This is a genomic window from Brachybacterium tyrofermentans (assembly GCF_039526165.1).
In the GTDB taxonomy this organism is placed as follows: Bacteria; Actinomycetota; Actinomycetes; order Actinomycetales; family Dermabacteraceae; genus Brachybacterium; species Brachybacterium tyrofermentans.
Window position 1 is genome coordinate 19,495 of the sequence record NZ_BAAAIR010000003.1, and the last position, 18,871, is coordinate 38,365.

Below are 18,871 nucleotides of genomic sequence, written 5' to 3' on the forward strand. Positions count from 1 at the left end.
AACGATCGCGGCAGGTTCTCTACTTGAGTCCGTACAGCTCAACTCTTGCCGTCGGCCGCAGTGGTCGGCAGCGCATGAACCCGTTGCGGCGCATCCGTCGCAGAAAGGCAGGCACCCATGTCCCGTGTCGTCGGAATCGACCTCGGTACCACCAACTCCGCCGTTGCCGTCCTCGAAGGCGGCCAGCCCACGGTCATCGCGAATGCCGAGGGCGCCCGTACCACCCCGTCGGTCGTGGCCTTCTCCAAGCAGGGCGAGGTACTCGTCGGCGAGGTCGCCAAGCGTCAGGCCGTCACCAACGTCGATCGCACGATCGCTTCCGTCAAGCGCCACATGGGCACCGACTGGAGCCAGGAGATCGACGACAAGAAGTACACCGCGCAGGAGATCTCCGCGCGCACCCTCGGCAAGCTCAAGAAGGACGCGGAGTCCTACCTGGGCGAGGCCGTGACCGACGCGGTCATCACCGTCCCCGCCTACTTCTCGGACTCCGAGCGTCAGGCCACCAAGGACGCCGGCACCATCGCGGGTCTCAACGTCCTGCGCATCATCAACGAGCCCACTGCTGCGGCTCTCGCCTATGGCCTGGAGAAGGGCAAGGACGACGAGCAGATCCTGGTCTTCGACCTCGGCGGCGGCACCTTCGACGTCTCCCTGCTCGAGGTGAGCAAGGACGAGGAGGGCTCGACCATCCAGGTCCAGGCCACCGCGGGCGACAACCGCCTCGGCGGCGACGACTGGGACCAGAAGATCGTCGACTGGCTGACCAGCCAGGTCAAGAACAAGGAGGGTGTGGACCTCTCCAAGGACCGCATCGCCCTGCAGCGCCTCAAGGAGGCCGCCGAGCAGGCGAAGAAGGAGCTCAGCTCCTCGACCTCCACCTCGATCTCGTTGCAGTACCTGTCGATGACCGAGAACGGCCCGCTGCACCTGGACGAGAAGCTCACCCGTGCCCAGTTCGAGGACATGACCTCGGATCTGCTCGAGCGCACCAAGGCTCCCTTCCATCAGGTCATCAAGGATGCCGGGATCAAGGTCTCCGACATCGACCACGTGGTCCTCGTGGGCGGCTCGACCCGCATGCCCTCGGTCACCGAGGTCGTGAAGTCCCTGACCGGTGGCAAGGAGCCCAACAAGAGCGTCAACCCCGATGAGGTCGTCGCCGTGGGTGCCGCGCTGCAGGCAGCCGTCATCAAGGGTGAGCGCAAGGACGTCCTGCTCATGGACGTCACCCCGCTCTCCCTCGGCATCGAGACCAAGGGCGGCGTGATGACCAAGCTCATCGAGCGCAATGCGGCTATCCCCACCAAGACCTCCGAGGTGTTCTCGACCGCTGAGGACAACCAGCCCTCGGTGGCGATCCAGGTGTTCCAGGGCGAGCGTCAGTTCACCCGGGACAACAAGCTGCTGGGCACCTTCGAGCTCACCGGCATCGCCCCGGCGCCCCGTGGCATCCCGCAGGTCGAGGTCACCTTCGACATCGACTCCAACGGCATCGTGCACGTGACCGCCAAGGATCGCGGCACCGGCAACGAGCAGTCCATTCAGATCACCGGTGGCTCGGCCCTGTCCGACGAGGACATCGACCGCATGGTGAAGGACGCCGAGGCGCACGCCTCGGAGGATGAGGAGCGCCGCAAGAACGCCGATGCCCGCAACACCCTCGAGCAGCTCGTCTACCAGGGCGAGAAGCTGCTCAAGGACAACGCGGACAAGGTCTCGGACGAGGACAAGACGAAGTCCGAGGACGCCATCAGGGAGGCCAAGGAGTCTCTGGCGAGCGAGGAGACCTCCACCGAGGACCTCGAGGCCAAGCGCGACACCCTCAACGAGGCCCTGCAGGCCGTCGGCACCGCGATCTACTCGCAGGCCGAGGGCGCTGAGGGTGCCGAGGGTGCCGAGGCTGACTCCGGCGAGAGCGCATCGTCCTCGGACGATGAGGACGTCGTCGACGCCGAGATCGTGGACGAGGACGAGGAGAAGAAGTGATGACCGAGGACAGGAGCACTCCTGAGGACCCGCAGCGGCCCGAGGGCGAGCCCAGGTTCTCCTTCACCGACAAGCGGAAGGTGAACCCGGAGGACGGCACCGTCCGTCCCACCGGGGACACCCCGGCCGCCGAGGGCCAGGGCTCCTCCGAGCCCGTCGACCCGATCGACGTCGAGGCCGCGAAGCTCTACGAGCAGGCTGCCGAAGGCGGTCAGGACGGCGACTCCGGTGCCTCGGCCCCGGCCGACGCCGGACGCGTCGCCGAGCTGGAGGGCCGGGTCACCGAGCTCTCCGAGCAGCTCAAGCGCGAGCAGGCGGAGTACGTCAACTCGCGTCGGCGCATCGAGGCCTCGGCCGAGGTGAGCAGGGAGTCGGCCGTGGGTCGCGTCCTGGGCGCACTCATCCCGGTCCTGGACGACGTGGAGCTGGGCCGCCAGCACGGCGACATCGCCGAGGGCACCCCGTTCCACTCGATCGCACAGAAGCTCGAGGAGATCCTCGGCTCGCACGGTCTGACGCGCTTCGGCGCCGTCGGGGAGGAGTTCGACCCGAACCTCCACGAGGCGCTGATGCACGAGGACGCGGACGACGTCGAGACCGCTGTCATCTCGCTGGTCATCCAGCCGGGATACTCGATGAACGACCGGGTGCTGCGCCCGGCCCGGGTGGGAACCCGCGGCCCGGCCTGATCTGCGGATCAGCACCCTCTGGGAGGCGTGGGGCCTGCCGGCCGGAACCCGGTCGGCAGGCCCCACCTCTCCCGCACCCCCACTGACTGTCACCAGAACTATCCCGACGCTCCCGGAAGGAGACGCATATGTCCCAGCAGGACTGGCTCGACAAGGACTTCTACGCGGTCCTCGGCGTCTCGAAGGATGCGAGCGCGCAGGAGATCAAGAAGGCCTACCGCACCCAGGCCCGGAAGTACCACCCCGATCACCACCCCGATGACGCCAAGGCCGAGGAGCGGTTCAAGGGGATCGGCGAGGCCTACTCGGTGCTCAACGACCCCGAGCAGCGCGAGCAGTACGACGCGATCCGGGCGATGGGCTCCGGCGGCGCGCGCTTCTCCGCCGGCCAGGGCGGCCCCGGCGGCGCAGGTGGCGCCGGCTTCGAGGACGTCTTCTCCTCGATGTTCGGCGGCCAGGGCGGCGGCTTCCCCGGCGGGGGCCGCGCCGCGCCCGGCGGCGGGAACCCCGACCTCGACGACATCATGCGGATGTTCGGCGGTCAGAGCGGCGGCTTCGGCGGCGGGCCGGCAGGCTTCCAGGGCAATCCCGGCGGCGCCCCCGCGAAGGGCCAGGACGTCTCCGCCCGCACGCGCATCAGCTTCCGCGACGCGGCGCTGGGCACCGACGTGCGCCTGAGCGTGGACGGGAAGAACGTCACCACCCGCATCCCCGCCGGCGTGCACGACGGGCAGAAGATCCGCCTGCGCGGCAAGGGACGACCCGGCCCGGGATCCGCGAAGGCCGGCGACCTGCTCCTGACCCTCGACGTCGAGGAGCATCCCGTCTGGAGCAGCGACGGCGCCAACCTCCGCCTGACCGTCCCGATCAGCTTCGACGAGGCCGTGCTCGGCACCACGCTCAGCGTGCCCCTGCTCGACGGCGGCACCGTCGGCGTGAAGGTCGCCCCGGGAACCCCGAGCGGCCGCACCCTGCGCGTGCGCAAGAAGGGCATCGTCACCAAGAAGACCACCGGCGACCTCCTGGTCACCGTGCAGGTCGCCGTGCCCGCGCACGTCGAGGGCAAGGCCAAGCAGGCTGTCGAGGACCTGCGCGAGGCACTGGCCGAGGAGGACCCGCGCGCGGGACTCGCCGAGGCCGCCGCGCGCTGATCGCCCGACGGTGCCGGCTGGTCGTTCCGGCCGGGTCGTGCCCCGCGGCGTCGGCCCGACTGGCACAGTAGGACAAGCACCAGGACCAGCACCCGTCCGTTCCCCCGGAAGGAGCATCAGGCATGGCAAGCCCGCAGCGGATCGATGAGCGCGCCCCCGTGTTCGTGATCTCCGTGGCCGCCGAGCTGTCCGGGATGCACCCGCAGACCCTGCGCCAGTACGACAGGATCGGGCTGGTCTCCCCGCAGCGCACCCGCGGCCGCGGGCGCCGCTACAGCGCGCGCGACGTCGCCAAGCTCCGCGAGATCCAGCGTCTCTCCCAGGACCAGGGCATCAACCTCGCCGGGATCAAGCGGATCCTCGAGCTGCAGGACGAGGTCGGGATCCTCGCCGGGCAGCTCGAGGCGGTGCGGGAATCGCTGGAGTCGATGACGCCCACCCAGCGGCGGGTCTTCTCCGCCGACAGGGACGGCGAGATCAGCGCGCTGCGTCGAGGCGAGCGTCCGCAGCGCCGCGGCGGGGGAGCACTGGTGCTGTGGCGTCCGCAGCGCCGGCGGTGAGCTCCGAGCCTTCTGCGCCGCGGGACATGGCACCGTCAGACTCTGCATTGCGAGACCCTGTACTGCGGGTCTCTGTACTTCGCGCCTCTGCGTCGCGGAACGCTGCCTCGCGACCGTGGGGCTGGACGCCGGTGAGCCGGTAGATCTCCTGGAGCTTCTGCGCGACCCGGTGGATGTCGACCTCCTCCGCGGCGCACCGCCCCGCGGCGGTCAGATCCGTGAGCTCGCCGTCCAGCAGGGCGGTCAGGCGCGTGATCACATCCGCCGCGAAGCCGGGACCCTCCCCGGCCACCTGGTGCGTGAGCACACCATCGGGCATCCGGTCGCGGTAGATCGGGATCGCCCGGATCAGGGTCGGGGTCTCGCAGGCGAGCGCCTCCCAGAGCACGATCCCCTCGGTCTCCTCCTTGGTGAGGAAGCAGAAGGCATCCGCCCCGCAGTACGCCTCCCGCAGCTCCACGGCCGTGATGTAGCCGGGGAAGAGAGCGTTCGCAGGCGCCTCGGCCAGGGCCCGGCACACCTCCGCGGTGAGCATGCGCTCATCGGTGCGGCCATACCAGACGAAGGTCACCTCGGGCATGGCCCGGGCCACCTCCACCCAATCCACGATGCCCTTGCGCACCAGCTGCATCCCCACGCTGACCACCACCTTCGCGTCGGCGTCGAGCCCGAGCTGCTCCCGCAGCCTGCCGCGGGCCCCGGGATCAGGGCGGAAGAAGCTGGTGTCCACGCCGTTGGAGAGCACGTGGATCGGGGTGGAGATCCCGTACTTCGGGGCCGAGATCAGGTCGCGGGAGTACTCGCTGGGGGTCACGACCGCGTCGCCGCGACGGTAGAGGTGGGAGATCCAGCGGCGGAACGTCGGGGCGAGCGTGTTGGCGCCGGGGAAGGAGTCGCGGAAGTCATCCTCCGTGGAATGCGCCCACACCAGCGCGGGCCGACGGCGCAGCCGCGCCCAGTGCGCGAGCAGCGGGGTATCGGGGAACGGAGTGTTCAGGTGCACCACGTCGAAGGGCCGCAGCGGGTTGGTGACCACCTCGTGGCCCAGCGAGCGCACCGCCTTCTCCTGATGCCGGATGGCGGCGCCGATGCCGGACTGCGCGGCGAGGCCGGCGAGTCCACGCGGCATCAGCACATGCAGCGGCCTCCGGGCCGACGGCCCCTGGCCTGCGGGGCGAGAACGGTCGGCGGGCACGTCGCGGCGTGGCCGACGGACGTCAGGGGATGTCTTGAGCATGAGGGGTCTCCGTTCACCGGGGCTGTTCTGCGGGGCAGTGCAGCGGGGCTGTTCGCCGGGGCTGTTCACCGGGGCGGTTCAGCAGGGGCTGGTCGTCAGGGCTGGTCACCAGGGCAGGTACTGCAGGATGAGGGCGCTCACCCCGAGGCCATAGGCGATCAGCGCCCACGGCTTGCACAGCAGGATGATCAGAACGTAGGTGCGCCACGTCATGCGGGTGGTGCCGGCGATATAGCAGAGCAGGTCGTCCGGGGCGATGGGGAGGGCGATCGCGAGGGCGAAGGCCCGGGTGAAGTGGTTGCTGCGGGTCCAGCCCAGGAACTTCTCCACCGTCTTGGCCGGGAAGATCCGTTCGATGAGGGCGAGCCCCACGTGCCGGGCGATCAGGAAGTTCAGCAGCGAGCCCGTGCTGACGGCGACGAAGTTGTAGACCGTCCCCTCGACCGGTCCGAACAGGACGGGACCGGCGATGACCAGCAGTCCGCCGGGCACGATCGGGAAGATGACCGAGGCCGTCGAGGCGATCAGGAAGGCGACCGGCCCCCATGCGCCGAGCGAGGTGATGAACGCCTGGAGGTTCTCGAGCGACTGCAGGACGCCGGTCTGCAGGCCCCACCAGACCAGGGCGATGCTGATCCCGAGTCCCAGCAGCGGCGAGAGCCGGGCGGCGATGCGCACCGGATCGCGCGTCGACGCCCCGGTCCTGGCTCCTGCCGTCGCCGCAGCAGTTGCAGGGTCAGACGCCGCAGCAGACGCCGCCGCAGACGCCGCAGCGGCTGTGGCAGGTGTCCGGGCCGGTGCGCGATCGGTGGTGGTCGAGCGGCCGGTGAGCGTGCTGATGGTCGGCGCCAGGGGCGTCAGCTGCATCGGCTGCGTCGTGGTGCTCACGCGAGCACCTCGTGCAGGACACGGTCGCGCTCGTCGGCGCTCTGCAGCGACGGCATCTCCTGCAGCGACGGGATCTCCTGCGGCGACTGCAGAGCCTGCAGGGAATGCTGGGAGTCCAGGGTCTGCTCATAGACGCCGAGGACGGAGCGGCCGAAATCTCCCGCGCCGCAGGTGGCCGCCGCATGGACGACGGCCGCCTGCGACATCGCCTCGTGCAGCTCCGGGTCGTCCAGGAGGCTGTCGAGACGCTGCGTGAACTCCGCCGTCTCGTCGATCTTCCAGCCGGTGCGGCCATCGAGCACGACGCTCTCGATCGACGGGTCCCGGCGGCACAGCAGCGGGAGCCCGCAGGCGAGGGCCTCGATGAACGTCAGCCCCTGGGTCTCGCTGCGGGAGGCGCTGACGAAGACGTCGCCGATGCGGTACCAGCGCTGCACCTCCGCCGGCTCGACCACTCCGGTGAAGACGACGCGATCGGTGATGCCCAGCTCGGCGGCGCGCGCCGCGAGCTCCGCGCGGTACGGGCCGTCGCCGACCAGCACCAGCACGGTATGCTCGCGGTCCGCGGCGGCGACCCAGTCGAGCACCTCGTCGAGGTTCTTCTCCTTCGCCAGGCGGCACACCGAGATCAGCACCTTCTGCTGAGCGGTGATGCCGAGACCGCGCCGCAGCTCGGCGGCGTCCTTCCGCTCCGCCGGGGTGAGGGCGGGGCGGAAACGCTGCAGATCCAGACCGGTGGGAACCACGTGGACGGGCTCGAGCACCCCGTAGCCGTGCAGGAGATCCGCGACCTTCGGCGTCGGGGCGATGACCGCGTCGGTTCCCGAGAGCAGCCGGCGGGAGAAGGTCGAGACGACCTTCCGGCCGACGGTGCGGCTGGGGGAGTAGTAGTGCGTGTAGTCCTCGTAGATGGTGTGGTACGTGTGCACCAGCGGGACCCTGAGGGTGCGGGCGATGCGTCGGGCCCACACATGGGTGGAGAACTCGCACTGCGAGTGGACGATGTCGGGGCGCCAGCGCATGATCTCGCGCAGCACCCGGCGACCGCCCGGCATCCCGATGCGGGCATGGTCGTAGAGCATCGAGGCCGAGACCGAGCCGATGCGGTACACACCGTGCTCGCTGCGGGTCCGCAGCCCAGGGGAGAGGGTCAGCACCCGGACGTCGCAGCCCAGCGCGATGAGCTCGCGACGCAGGGTCGTGACCGAGGCGACCACCCCGTTGACGATGGGTTCCCACCAGTCGGTGGTCAGCAGCACGCGCAGGGGCCGATCGGCGGAATGCCCACCGGAGGACGAGGCCGTCGGGGGCCATTGCGCGACGGTCCGGGGGCGGTGGCTGCTGCTGATCACATTCACCCCTCGAGGTTCGCACTCCGTCGACGACATCGCGTCCCCCGAGCGGATGAACGGGGTCAGACCCAGGTCTGATCTTTTATCAGCCTGTACGGAGCGGACTCTCATCAACGTCATGAATCGAGACTACGACCGACCCTGTCCAGGCACGACGGGGCGCGCCCGAGGTGTCGCGGAGTCTTCCCCCCTTGTGCGTCAGTCCGTCACCTGATAGTGAGCTGTCAGCGAGGCGGATGCCAGCTGTTGGCTGAAGATCGCGAAGCGTGCGCCGATGTGCGGGCTCTCCGGATCCACCTCGAGCGACTCGACGGGCAGGGCGTGCACGGAGAAGACGTAGCGGTGGGGCGGACCGGCGGGCGGCTCCGGCCCGTCGTATCCCTGAGTGCCGAAGTCGTTGTGCGCCTGACGCAGGCTCGAGCTGTCGCGCGGGACGCCGAGGGGCAGGGAGCCGACATCGGCCGGGATGTCCCAGGCGACCCAGTGCCAGAAGCCCGATCCGGTGGGGGCGTCCGGGTCGAAGCAGGTGACCGCGAAGGACCGGGTGCCCTCCGGGGCACCGGACCACTGGAGATCGGGGGAGAGGTTCTCGCCGCCGAGGCCTTCCACCAGCTGCTGGGGTGCCACCTCGGTGCCGTCGGGCGTGGTGCTCGAGAGAAGGGTGAAGGAGGGGATTTCCGGTGTCGTGTGATCCATCCCTCCAGCGTAGGCACCTCGTCGGAGAGTGTCGAGGAGGTGCGTGGACGGGCGTCGCTAGACTGCGGGCATGCCTGAGAACGCCACTGACGCGCCCGTCGTCGAATTCACGCCTGTCGTCGTCGGTGGGGACATCGGTGCCTATTCCCTCGCGCGCGCCTTCCATGAGGCGTACGGGGTCCGCACCGTGGCGATCTCCCGCCTGGCGGGCTGGGTCGTGGGGACCTCCTCCCTCATCGACAACGTGCAGTGCCAGGACCCGTTCGATCCGGAGACGCTGGCCCCCGTGCTGCAGGAGGTCGCCGATGCGCATCCGGGCCGACCCCTCCTGTTGCTCGGATCGGCCGACGCGACCGTCAAGCCCATCATCCGGATCCGCGACGAGATCGGCCTGGATCCTCGGTACATCGCCCCGTACGTCGACCTGGAGACCTTCGCCGCCGCCACCGAGAAGCAGAACTTCACGAAGCTCTGCCAGGATCTCGAGGTGGACCACCCGGGCACGGTGGTGGTCGATCTCGCCCAGGAGGTCCCCGGCGATCTCGAGGTGCCCTTCGAGTTCCCGGTGATCGCCAAGCCGGCCGAGGTCTCCGAATGGAAGCGCATCGACTTCCCGGGGAAGAACAAGGTCCACACCGTCGACTCGCCCGAGGACCTGCGGGCGCTGCTGACCGCCATCCGCGGGGCCGGGTACCGCGAGTCGATCATCGTCCAGGACCGCATCCCCGGGGATGACCAGTACATGCGGATCCTCACCGTCTACTGCGACGCCGATTCCCGTGTCCGCTTCGCCTCCTACGGCCACACGCTGCTGGAGGAGCATGCACCGGGCGCGATCGGGAACCCGGCGGCGATCATCACCGGGGTCGACCGGGAGATGGTGGCCCAGGCGCAGCGTCTGTGCGAGCGGCTCGGCTGGACCGGCTACGCCAACTTCGACCTCAAGTACGACCGCCGCGACGGCCGCACCAGATTCTTCGAGCTCAATCCCCGCCTGGGGCGTTCGAACTACTACGTGACCGCCGGTGGTCACAACCCCGTGACCTGGTACGTCGACGAGCATCTGCGGCACGCCCTCCCCGAGCATGGGCCAGGCTCCGGGGTCGGGGAGGACGGCATCCTCCAGGATCAGCCCGAGGTGCTCTACGCCGTCGTCCCGATCTCCCTGGTGAAGCGGTACACCACCCTCCCCGAGGCCAAGGCCCGGCTGCGCCGGGCGCTGCGAGCCCGGGTGGGCAATCCCCTGCACTATCCCGGTGTGGACGACTCCCTCTCCCGGCGGCGGTACGTCCTGGCCGCCGGGCTGAACTCGGTGCTCAAGTTCCAGCGCTACTACCGACCCGAGGGCGGTGACCGGTTCAGCCGTCTGTTGCGCCGCCGCCCCCGGACGGCGCCGGGGGAGCGGGCGTGAACGGCACGGAGCCGGCCGCCGGCGGGACGGCGCATGGCGCCGCCGAGGACGAGCTCGGCGGTCGGCTCGACCCGACCACCTGGCCCGGCCCGGTCGTCGGGGTCCTGGGCGGTCTCGGGCCCGCGGCCACCTCGGTGTTCCTGGACGTGCTGATCCGCGCCACCGTGGCCCGCAGCGACCAGGAGCACGTGGACCTGCTGGTCTCCCAGCACTCCTCGACCCCGGATCGGACCGCGGCGATCCTCGACCCCGACGCCACCGATCCCGGACCCGTGATCCTCCGCGATGCCGTCATGCTCCAGCGCGCCGGGGTGGACATGCTCGTCCTGCCGTGCAACACGGCCCATCACTACGCACGCCAGGTGGAATCGGCCACGACGATCCCTCTGCTGAGCATCGTCGAGACCACCGCTCAGGCCGCTGTCGAGAGAGCGGGCACGGCGCCCATCGCGGTGTTCGCGACCGAGGGCAACATCCACGCTCGGGTGTACCAGGAGGCGATCCTCGCCCACGGCGGCACGCCTCTGGTCCCCGACCATGCGGTGCAGGAGGACATCAACCACCTCATCTACGGGCAGGTCAAAGCCGGGATGCCGGTGGACCTGGACCTCTTCGAATCCTGCATCGAGCGGGTGCTCGCGCAGGGGGCCGGCGTCGCCGTGCTCGGCTGCACCGAGCTGTCCGTCGTCTACGACCAGCACGGATATCGCGGCGATGCCCGCCTGGTCGACTCCCTGACCGAGCTCGCCCGGATCACGGTGCGGCAGGCCGGCAAGGAGCTCACCGAGCTCTTCCGGTGACTCGTCGGCGCCCCGCGGCGACTGGTGGAGAAGCGCGGACTGGTGGAGAAGCGCGGATCAGAAGCCCGAATCCGTCGGCCGCGGATAATGGCGCAGGAACTTGCGCTCGTGGTTCAGCCCGACGATCCGTGCGTAGCGGCGCGCCCAGCTGCCGTCTGCGGGATAGGTCCACGGATTGCGCACCCCGCGCCGGGCGACGGTGCGCACCCAGCGCTTCAGCGCCGGATCGCGCAGGTAGCGCATCAGCAGCGGCATCGGGACCAGGGAGTAGAGGATCTCGTCGAACTCGGTGACCGGTTCGAGAAGGCGGTGCTCGATCGCGTCGGCCACCACGAAGCGGGACACGTTCGCCCCCGCACTGGAGACGTAGAAGTTGTTGCGCCCGATGCGCGGGTTCACCTCGAAGAACTTCCAGGTCCCGTCGCGGGGATCGCGCTTCACGTCGAAGTTCGCGTAGCCCCGGTAGCCCGTCGCCTCGAGCAGACGGCGCGCCTGGTCGAGGGCGTCGTCGAAGGGGAGGGTGATCATCGCGGCGGGTCGGCCCAGCGCGTCGGGCGTGTGCTCGCCCAGCAGCACCCGGGCCGAGCACAGGAGCGTCACCCGCCCGGCGGCATCGGTGTAGGCGGTGATCGAGCCCTCGGCGGTGTCGTCGCCGGGGATCAGCTCCTGGACGACGAGGCGACCGGCGTACCCGGCCGCAGCGATCGCCCGCACCAGATCGTCCAGCTCCTGCGGGGTCTCGAGGAACCACACCTTCTTCTTGCCCTCGAAGCGCACCCCGGCCATGTCCGCGGTGCGGGCCGCCTTCATCACCACGGGGAAGGGCAGCTCGGTGCGCGGGGGCTGCCAGTCCGCGTCCCGGGGCGTCCCCAGATCGATGACCTCCGTGCGCGGGGTCGCCACCCCGTGATCGGTGCACAGCCGGGCGAACTCCGCCTTGTCCGAGAGGCGCTCGAGCACATCGGCCTCGAGGATCGGCATGACGAAGTGCGGCTCCAGCTGCTCGCGATGATCGCTCATCAGCTGCACCAGGGAATCAGCATTGGCCAGCAGCAGCTGGGGCCGCACCCCGCCGCGCTCGCGCGCGAGCTCGACGGCGGCGGCGACCAGGTCCTCGTCGCTCGCGGAGCCTCCGAGCTCGATGACCTCGCAGGTGACCGAGCGGCGCATCGGCTCGATGCCCACCTTCGTGAGCACCGTCGCCACCACGCCGTACTCCTCGTGGAAGGCGCGGGCGAGGGTGTAGACGCCGAGCCCGGACCCCAGCAGGACCAGGTCGAAGCTCTCCGAGCTCGACGGCGGCCCGAGGTCGGACGCGGTGGGACGGGGAGAGGGCGTCTCAGGTGCTGACATATCGACCATCCTAATGGCGAGAACCACCCCCGGAGGCCGACGCCGACCGTGTCGGCGCCGGCTCTGCGTCAGCGCGTCAGGCGCATCCAGAGGGCGCTGTCCGCGGCGACCTGCTCCGCACCGTCAGGGCCGGTGGGAACCGAGCGCAGCAGCACCTCGTAGCCCTGGTCATCGGTGACCTCGGCCAGCGGGACCGGGGCGGACGTCGTGTTGACGACGACCCGGAGATCACCGCGATCGAGGACCAGCACCCCGTCGGGCGCCGTCTGCGCGAAGACCACGCCGGCGGCCTCGCTCTGGACCCCCAGCTGCAGCTTCCGGCGCAGGTGCAGCGCCGAGCGGTACATCTCCAGCACGGAGCCATCCACCCCGAGCTGCTGGTCGACCGCGAGCGGACCGAACTCCGCGGGCTGCGGAAGCCAGCTCTCGCCGGTCGAGGAGAACCCGTAGGCCGGGGCATCCTGGACCCACGGCAGTGGCACGCGGCAGCCGTCGCGACCGGGCACACCGGCACGCAGATGCGCGGGGTCCTCGCGCAGCTCATCGGGGATGTCGCTCACCTCCGGCAGCCCCAGCTCCTCGCCCTGGTACAGGTAGGCGGAACCGGGGAGGGAGAGCATGAGCAGGGTCGCGGCACGGGCTCGACGCAGTCCCAGCTCGGCATCGGGCACCTCATCGCGGGCCAGGCCCTCGCCGAAGCGGTGGTCCGGGGCGAAGCCGTAGCGGGAGGCGTGGCGGATCACGTCGTGGTTCGAGAGCACCCAGGTGGTGGGTGAGCCCACCGCATCGGCGAGGGCGAGTGGCTTCTCGATCGCGGCGCGCATCGTCTCCACGCCCCAGCGGGCCTGGAGGAAGCCGAAGTTGAAGGACTGGTGCGCCTTCTCGTCGCCGATGTACAGCGGCAGGCGGTGCTCCGGGATCCACGCCTCGAGCACCATCATCCGGTCACCCTCGTAGGAGTCGAGGATCGGGCGCCACTCGCGGTAGATGTCCAGCACGCCGTCGTTGTCGAAGTAGACGGGCACCTCGCCCTCGGGGATGTCGATCAGACCTTCGGCATTCACGGTCGCGTCCGGCAGGCCCTCGGGCTTGACCATGCCGTGGGCGACGTCCACCCGGAAGCCGTCGGCCCCGCGGTCCAGCCAGAACCGCAGCACGTCCTGCATGAGCTCGTGCACGCGCGGGTTCTTCCAGTTCCAGTCGGGCTGGCTGGTGTCGAAGATGTGCAGGTACCACTGGCCGGGTGTGCCGTCCGCCTCGGTGATCCGGGTCCAGGCGGGGCCGTGGAAGATCGAGGTCCAGTTGTTCGGGGGCAGCTCGCCGCTTACGCCCCGGCCCTCGGCGAACATGTACAGGTCCCGTTCGGGGGAGCCGGGGGCGGCGGCCAGCGCCTCCTGGAAGAGCACGTGCTCGCTCGAGGAGTGGTTGGGCACGATGTCGACGATGACCTTCAGGCCCAGCTCATGGGCGCGGGCCATCATCTCGTCGGCGTCGGCCAGGGAACCGAAGCGGGGGTCGACGTCGGTGTAGTCGGCGACGTCGTAGCCGCCGTCGTGCTGCGGGGAGGTGTAGAAGGGCGAGAGCCAGATCGCATCGACGCCGAGGTCGCGCAGGTAGGGGAGGTGCGCGGTGACTCCGGGGAGGTCGCCCATGCCGTCGCCGTCCGCGTCGGCGAAGGAGCGGGGATACACCTGGTAGACGACGGCGTCGCGCCACCACTGGGCGGTCACCGCCTTACCGGTCGAGGAGGTGGTCGCGCTGGGGGCGGAGGTCGAGATCGGGGAGGTCATGCAGGTCCTTCCGAGGGTGGTGTACGGGTGCTTCGGGCTGCCGTGCCCCGTGTGGGCGCTGCGGAGGCAGGCGCTCCGAGGTGGGGTGCGGCGGGGTTCAGGGGCAGTCAGTGCCAGGGGCGGCGAGGTTCAGGGGCAGTCAGTGCCAGGGGTGATGGACGTCAGAGGCGGCGCGGGCGATCTTTACCAGCGTCGCACCGGCACCCGTGGCAGAGAAAATCAGGGAGCGTCCCAGCAGACGGGCGCGGGCGCCGCCTTCGTGGTGGAGCGTCTCGGCAGGGCAGACAGCATCAGCCGGTCCGGCAGCGTGAGCCGGTCCAGCAGTGCCAGCCGGTCCAGCTGCGTGAGCCGGTCCGGCAGCGCCAGCAGGTCCGACGGAGCCGGCAGAGCCAGCAGGATCGACCGGCACGCCCGGGAGAGCGGCGAGGTCGAGCGTGAGCTCCGCATGGGCGTCCCGCGCGAGATGCACGATCACATCCCCCTCCGGGTGGGTCCGGGCGAAGATCAGGGCGTCGGTGCCGATGTGCAACCAGCGCAGGCCACCGCGGCGCAGGGCCGCCTCACGCCGGCGCAGACCCAGCAGGGCGCGGGTCGCCGCGAGGATCGCGAGGTCGACGCGCTCGCTGTCGGCCCCGCCCTCACCGTCGGCCCCGCCCTCACCGTCGGCCCCGCTCTCACCGTCGGTCTCGTCGATCGCGGGCCACGGCATCGGCGTGCGGGAATGCTCGCCGGTGGTGCCGACGGCCCCCAGCTCGTCCCCGGCGAAGAGGGTCGGGACCCCGGGCAGGGACGCGAGGGCGGCGATCGCCGTGAGCTGTCGGCCCCGGGAGCCGACGACCGTGCGGGTGCGCGGCGTGTCGTGGCTCGAGAGCTGGTTCTGGGAATGGCTGCGCGCTTCCCAGGACAGCTGCGCGTTGTAGTCGCGCAGGGTGCGGGAGATGGCGGTGCCGCTCAGGCGAGGCAGCGTCATGGGCAGGCCGAGCCAGTTGAGCTCGCTGCCCGGGTTGGCGAGCCACGCCCACAGGGGGCGGGTGAAGCCCGCGTAGTTCATGGTGCCGTGCCAGCCGTCGCCCGCGAGATCGCCGGTGGCGTCGTGGCCGTGCTCGGCGATCAGCCAGGTGTCCCGGCCGGTCACGGCGGCGACCTCGCGCTGGGTGGAGCGGATCTCCCGCGCCACCTCGTGGGTGAGGTCCACCTCTCCGTGGCGGCCGGTCATGTTCGCCACGTCGATCCGCCAGCCGTCGGCGAGGACGGGGCCGGCGAGGTATCTGCCGACGACGCTGCGCGCCCCGCGGGTGAGCCGCTCGCGGAGCACCTCGCTGCGCTGGTCGAGCTTGGGCAGGGTCGGTACGTCGAGCCAGCAGGCGTACTGCTCAGGGTGCTCGTCGAAGAGGTAGAAGCCGGCTTCGGGGGAGTCCGGATCGGCCTGGGCGGCGCGGAACCATTCGTGGGTGTCGCCGGTGTGGTTCGTGGTCAGGTCCAGCACGAGTCGCATCCCGCGGCCATGGAGCGCCGCGGAGAGCCGGACCAGGGCCTCGTCCCCGCCCAGCAGCGGATCCACGGCGTCGAAGGTCGAGGCGTCGTAGCGGTGCACCGACCCCGCCGGGAACACGGGGGTGAGATAGACGGTGTCCGCGCCGAGGGAGGCGATGTGGTCCAGCCGGTCGATCACCCCGTCGAGGTCGCCGCCGTAGAACTGCTGCCCGGTGACGACTCCCTGCACCGCGGGCTCGTCCTCCCAGGCCATCGGGATCGCCCACTCCGGGAGGTGCTCCGGAGCAGGACGGCCGTGACCATCCACCGGCATCGCGGCGCTGCGGGAGAAGCGATCGGGGAAGACTTGGTAGACGATCGCATCGTCCACCCAGCCCGGGGCGGTCTCCTGGGCGACGAGCCGGAAGTCGGTCGCGTCGGACACGTCCCAGGGCACCAGCCCGGCCGCGGTGAGCCAGGCATAGGAGGGGGCGGGAGCGCCCGACGCGGTGACGGCGCCGTCCGCGGCGAGCACGCAGAAGCGATAGACCACCACGGGGTTGACGACCCTCAGCGTCGTCTCCCACCAGGCGCCGGTCGCCTCCCGCGCGGCAAGGGAGAGCTGCGCGGTGCGGATCTCCCCGTCGGCCACCGTGCGCAGAGCGAGGTCGGCGACCGGATAGGAGTCCGGCACCCACACCCGCAGCAGGATCTCGTCCCCGATCCGGCGGGGCCGGACCGGGACGTGGAGCGGTCCGCCGTCGTGGTGGGGCTGCTCGGGCAGCGGCACCCCGGAGTCGTCGGGGCCGACGGAACCTGCGGGGCCGACGGACGCTGCGGGGCCGACGGACCCGGCGGGATCAGGGTGGCGAGGGGACGTCATGGAGAGGGGATCACCCCTTCACGGCGCCGGCGGTGGAGCCGCCGACGATGTAGCGCTGGAGGAACTGGTACAGGATGATCACCGGGATCATGATCATCACGGACCCGGCGGCGAAGACGCCCAGGTTGTTCGACCGGTCCCCCTGGAGCAGGCCGTACAGGCCCACCGCGAGCGTCTTCTTGTCGTCGGCGGTCAGGAAGATCGAGCCGAGCAGGAACTCGCTGAGCACACCCACCAGGGCGAGCAGCACGGTGGTGGCGAGGATCGGGGTGAGCGTGGGCAGCAGGATCTTCGTGAAGACCTGCCAGTGGCTGCAGCCGTCGATGATCGCGGCCTCGTCGAGCTCCTTGGGCACGGTGTCGAAGAAACCCTTGATCAGCCAGACCTGTCCCAGCGAGCCGCCGAGGAGCACCACGATGTAGCCCGGAAGGGAGTTCAGCCCCAGGACAGGGACGACCTGCCCGAGGTCCGAGATCATCGTGTACACGGCGATCATCGCGAGGATGGCCGGGAACATCATTACCAGCAGCAGGGACAGCAGACCGATCCGACGGCCCGCGAAGCGGAAGCGGCTGAACACATAGGCCGCGAGCGTGGACAGGAACACCTGGGTCACGGCGACCACGCCGCACACGACGAGGGTGTTGAGGTACCACTGCAGGAACGGGCCGCGGGATCCGCTGATCAGCGCCTCGTAGTGGACCAGGCTGAACGCCTTGGGCAGCAGCCCCGAGGAGGACACGGTCCCCAGCGGGTTCAGCGAGGCGGAGACCACGAACAGGATCGGGAAGACGGCGAAGGCCATGGCCGCGAGGCCGATCAGATGGCGCCAGCCGATCTCGGCCATCCATCGGCGGGGGGACATCCGGCGCGGGACGGCGACAGAGGTGCCGGGCGCGACGGGGAGGCGGGGTGTGGTGGAGGTGCTCATCGCAGGTCCCCTCTCAGTTGACGTCTTCGAGGACGTTGGTGAACCGGAACTGGATCGCCGCGAGCACGCCGGTGAGCGCGAACAGGGCGACGGAGACCGCCGAGGCGAAGCCGAAGTCGGCCCCGGATCCGCCGAAGGCGATGCGGTAGATCATCGAGATCAGGATGTCGGTCCCGCCACGGGTGTACTCACCCGGGAGGAACGGCCCGCCCTCGGTGAGCAGCTGGATGGCGTTGAAGTTGTTGAAGTTGAAGGCGAAGGACGCCACCAGCAGCGGGGCCACCGCGACCATGAGCAGCGGGGTCACCACCTTCAGCGTGGTCTGCAGCCGGCTGGCGCCGTCCATGCGGGCGGCCTCGGTGACGTCGTTCGGGATCGCCTGCAGGGCACCGGTGGAGACGATGAACATGTAGGGGAAGCCCATCCACAGGTTCGTCAGCAGCACGGCGGCCTTGGCGAGGGTGGGGTCGCCCATCCAGTCCAGGTGCAGTCCCAGCGTCTCGTTGATCAGGCCGAAGTCGCGGTTGTAGAAGTTCGACCACACCAGCAGGGAGATGAATCCGGGGACCGCGTAGGGCATCAGCAGCACGGAGCGGTAGAGGCGGCGTCCGCGCATCCGCTCGTCGTTGAGCACCAGGGCGAGGGCGAAGCCCACCACGAAAGTCAGCAGCACCGACCCGAGGGCGAAGATCAGGGTCCATACGAAGGCGGCGCCGAACTGCTTCGCGATGCCGGCGTTGGTGAACAGTCGCTCGTAGTTGCTTCCCCCGACGTTCTGCAGCCAGGACTGGCTGAAGGCACGCTTGCCGTCCGCATCGACGAAGTACTCGGAGTCCCCGACCTTCCCGACGGTGAACTCCTCATCGGTCTGGGAGTTGGTGAGGGTGTCGGTGGACTCGTCGTAACTGAGCACCGTGGTGCCCTCGAAGGCCTGGTTCGCGCCCTGGACGCGCACCGCGGAGGTGTCCGAGATGGGGACGGCGAGGGCCTGCAGCGCGTCATAGGCGGTGTTCACCTCGCGCGCGTCGAGGATCGTGTAGCCCGCGGCCTCGGTGACGAAGCCGGAGGTCACTGTGACCTCGTCGGCGGGGACCTCCTGCACCGGCGCGGTCTCGTCGCCCCGATAGATCGTGCCGGTCTCGGGGTCCACGAGGAAGAGGGTGAAGGGGCCCTCGACGGGGTCTCCCTGGGTGGCGACGGCCAGGTTGTACCAGGTGGAGTCCTCGGTCTGCTGCACGGAGTTCGCGACGATCGAGTCGACCGCCTGCTCCTTCGAGCCGCGCGTGCCGTCGCCGAAGTTCGTGAAGGAGTACCCGATCGTGAGGATGATCGGGGTGATCAGGAAGACCACGAGGAAGAAGGTCCCCGGGAAGAGGTACTTGCCGGGCACGAAGCGCTTCGTCGAGTACAGGACGAAGATCGCGATCGCGGCCAGGATCATGACGCTCAGCCACATCCACTGCTTCAGCTCGATCATGAGCGGCACGGTGAAGGCGGCCACGGCGAGCACGGCACCGAGGAACAGCACTCGCACCACGATCGCGGGGATCGTGGTGGTGCGCTCTCGATGCGCAGGCGCGTGGGTGGAGGACATGGCGACGCTGCCTTTCGGGGATCAGGGCGAGGGAGAGGGACCGAGCCGAGACCGAACAGGGGCCGGACAGGGTC

The 18,871-nt window shown here is 69.9% G+C and carries 15 protein-coding genes; 6 read left to right on the top strand and 9 right to left on the bottom strand.

The features are described 5' to 3' along the window. Nucleotides 1-117 precede the first annotated feature (117 nt). From dnaK to ABD093_RS00185, 4 genes are all read left to right on the top strand, one after another. On the top strand, nt 118-1,989 hold the full coding sequence (gene dnaK, locus ABD093_RS00170; protein ID WP_343921870.1) for a molecular chaperone DnaK: 1,872 nt from the start codon (nt 118-120) through the stop codon (nt 1,987-1,989). Beyond that, on the top strand, nt 1,989-2,678 hold the full coding sequence (locus ABD093_RS00175; protein WP_343921871.1) for a nucleotide exchange factor GrpE: 690 nt from the start codon (nt 1,989-1,991) through the stop codon (nt 2,676-2,678). The genes dnaK and ABD093_RS00175 overlap by 1 nt, the downstream gene beginning before the upstream one ends. A 128-nt stretch (nt 2,679-2,806) precedes the next feature. Then, nucleotides 2,807-3,829: a DnaJ C-terminal domain-containing protein gene (locus ABD093_RS00180; protein WP_343921872.1), complete on the top strand. Its 1,023-nt coding sequence runs from the start codon at nt 2,807-2,809 to the stop codon at nt 3,827-3,829. Between the two features lie 122 nt (nt 3,830-3,951). After that, a complete protein-coding gene (locus ABD093_RS00185; protein ID WP_343921873.1) occupies nt 3,952-4,389 on the top strand; it encodes a heat shock protein transcriptional repressor HspR in 438 nt (145 codons plus the stop codon). On the opposite strand, the gene ABD093_RS00190 is transcribed toward ABD093_RS00185, so the two are convergent. The 4 genes from ABD093_RS00190 to ABD093_RS00205 all read right to left on the bottom strand — a co-directional run bounded on the left by ABD093_RS00190 (nt 4,307) and on the right by ABD093_RS00205 (nt 8,562). Beyond that, a complete protein-coding gene (locus ABD093_RS00190; protein ID WP_343921874.1) occupies nt 4,307-5,626 on the bottom strand; it encodes a glycosyltransferase in 1,320 nt (439 codons plus the stop codon). The genes ABD093_RS00185 and ABD093_RS00190 overlap by 83 nt on opposite strands. A 105-nt stretch (nt 5,627-5,731) precedes the next feature. Next, a complete protein-coding gene (locus tag ABD093_RS00195; RefSeq protein ID WP_343921875.1) occupies nt 5,732-6,514 on the bottom strand; it encodes a TVP38/TMEM64 family protein in 783 nt (260 codons plus the stop codon). Beyond that, complete coding sequence (locus ABD093_RS00200; protein WP_343921876.1) at nt 6,511-7,866, bottom strand: glycosyltransferase family 4 protein; 1,356 nt, start codon at nt 7,864-7,866, stop codon at nt 6,511-6,513. The genes ABD093_RS00195 and ABD093_RS00200 overlap by 4 nt, the downstream gene beginning before the upstream one ends. Nucleotides 7,867-8,064: 198 nt before the next feature. Continuing rightward, complete coding sequence (locus ABD093_RS00205) at nt 8,065-8,562, bottom strand: YbhB/YbcL family Raf kinase inhibitor-like protein (protein WP_193118613.1); 498 nt, start codon at nt 8,560-8,562, stop codon at nt 8,065-8,067. Nucleotides 8,563-8,632: 70 nt separating this feature from the next. Here ABD093_RS00205 and ABD093_RS00210 point away from each other — a divergent pair, with 70 nt between their 5' ends. Together ABD093_RS00210 and cuyB are read left to right on the top strand one after the other, a co-directional pair. Beyond that, nucleotides 8,633-9,973, top strand: a complete 1,341-nt coding sequence (locus ABD093_RS00210) for a carboxylate--amine ligase (protein WP_193118614.1) — start codon at nt 8,633-8,635, stop codon at nt 9,971-9,973. Then, entirely contained in the window at nt 9,970-10,773 is an 804-nt protein-coding gene (cuyB, locus tag ABD093_RS00215; RefSeq protein WP_193118615.1) for a cysteate racemase, read from the top strand. Before ABD093_RS00210 ends, cuyB begins: the two co-directional genes overlap by 4 nt. 57 nt (nt 10,774-10,830) lie before the next feature. Here cuyB and ABD093_RS00220 read toward each other — a convergent pair whose 3' ends face one another. The 5 genes from ABD093_RS00220 to ABD093_RS00240 all read right to left on the bottom strand — a co-directional run bounded on the left by ABD093_RS00220 (nt 10,831) and on the right by ABD093_RS00240 (nt 18,797). Further along, nucleotides 10,831-12,126, bottom strand: coding sequence for a carboxylate--amine ligase (locus ABD093_RS00220; protein ID WP_343921877.1), 1,296 nt, complete (start codon nt 12,124-12,126; stop codon nt 10,831-10,833). A 68-nt stretch (nt 12,127-12,194) separates the two neighbouring features. Next, the gene (locus ABD093_RS00225) at nt 12,195-13,916 is read right to left on the bottom strand and encodes a glycoside hydrolase family 13 protein (RefSeq protein ID WP_193118616.1); all 1,722 of its coding nucleotides are present in this window, start codon (nt 13,914-13,916) and stop codon (nt 12,195-12,197) included. Nucleotides 13,917-14,055: 139 nt separating this feature from the next. Beyond that, nucleotides 14,056-16,272 (bottom strand): glycoside hydrolase family 13 protein, encoded by a 2,217-nt coding sequence (locus ABD093_RS00230; RefSeq protein ID WP_193118617.1) that lies wholly within the window; start codon nt 16,270-16,272, stop codon nt 14,056-14,058. A gap of 10 nt (nt 16,273-16,282) precedes the next feature. Next, a complete protein-coding gene (locus ABD093_RS00235) occupies nt 16,283-17,203 on the bottom strand; it encodes a sugar ABC transporter permease (protein WP_193118618.1) in 921 nt (306 codons plus the stop codon). A 13-nt stretch (nt 17,204-17,216) separates the two neighbouring features. After that, nucleotides 17,217-18,797, bottom strand: coding sequence for an ABC transporter permease subunit (locus ABD093_RS00240; protein ID WP_343921878.1), 1,581 nt, complete (start codon nt 18,795-18,797; stop codon nt 17,217-17,219). Between the last annotated feature and the right edge of the window lie 74 nt (nt 18,798-18,871).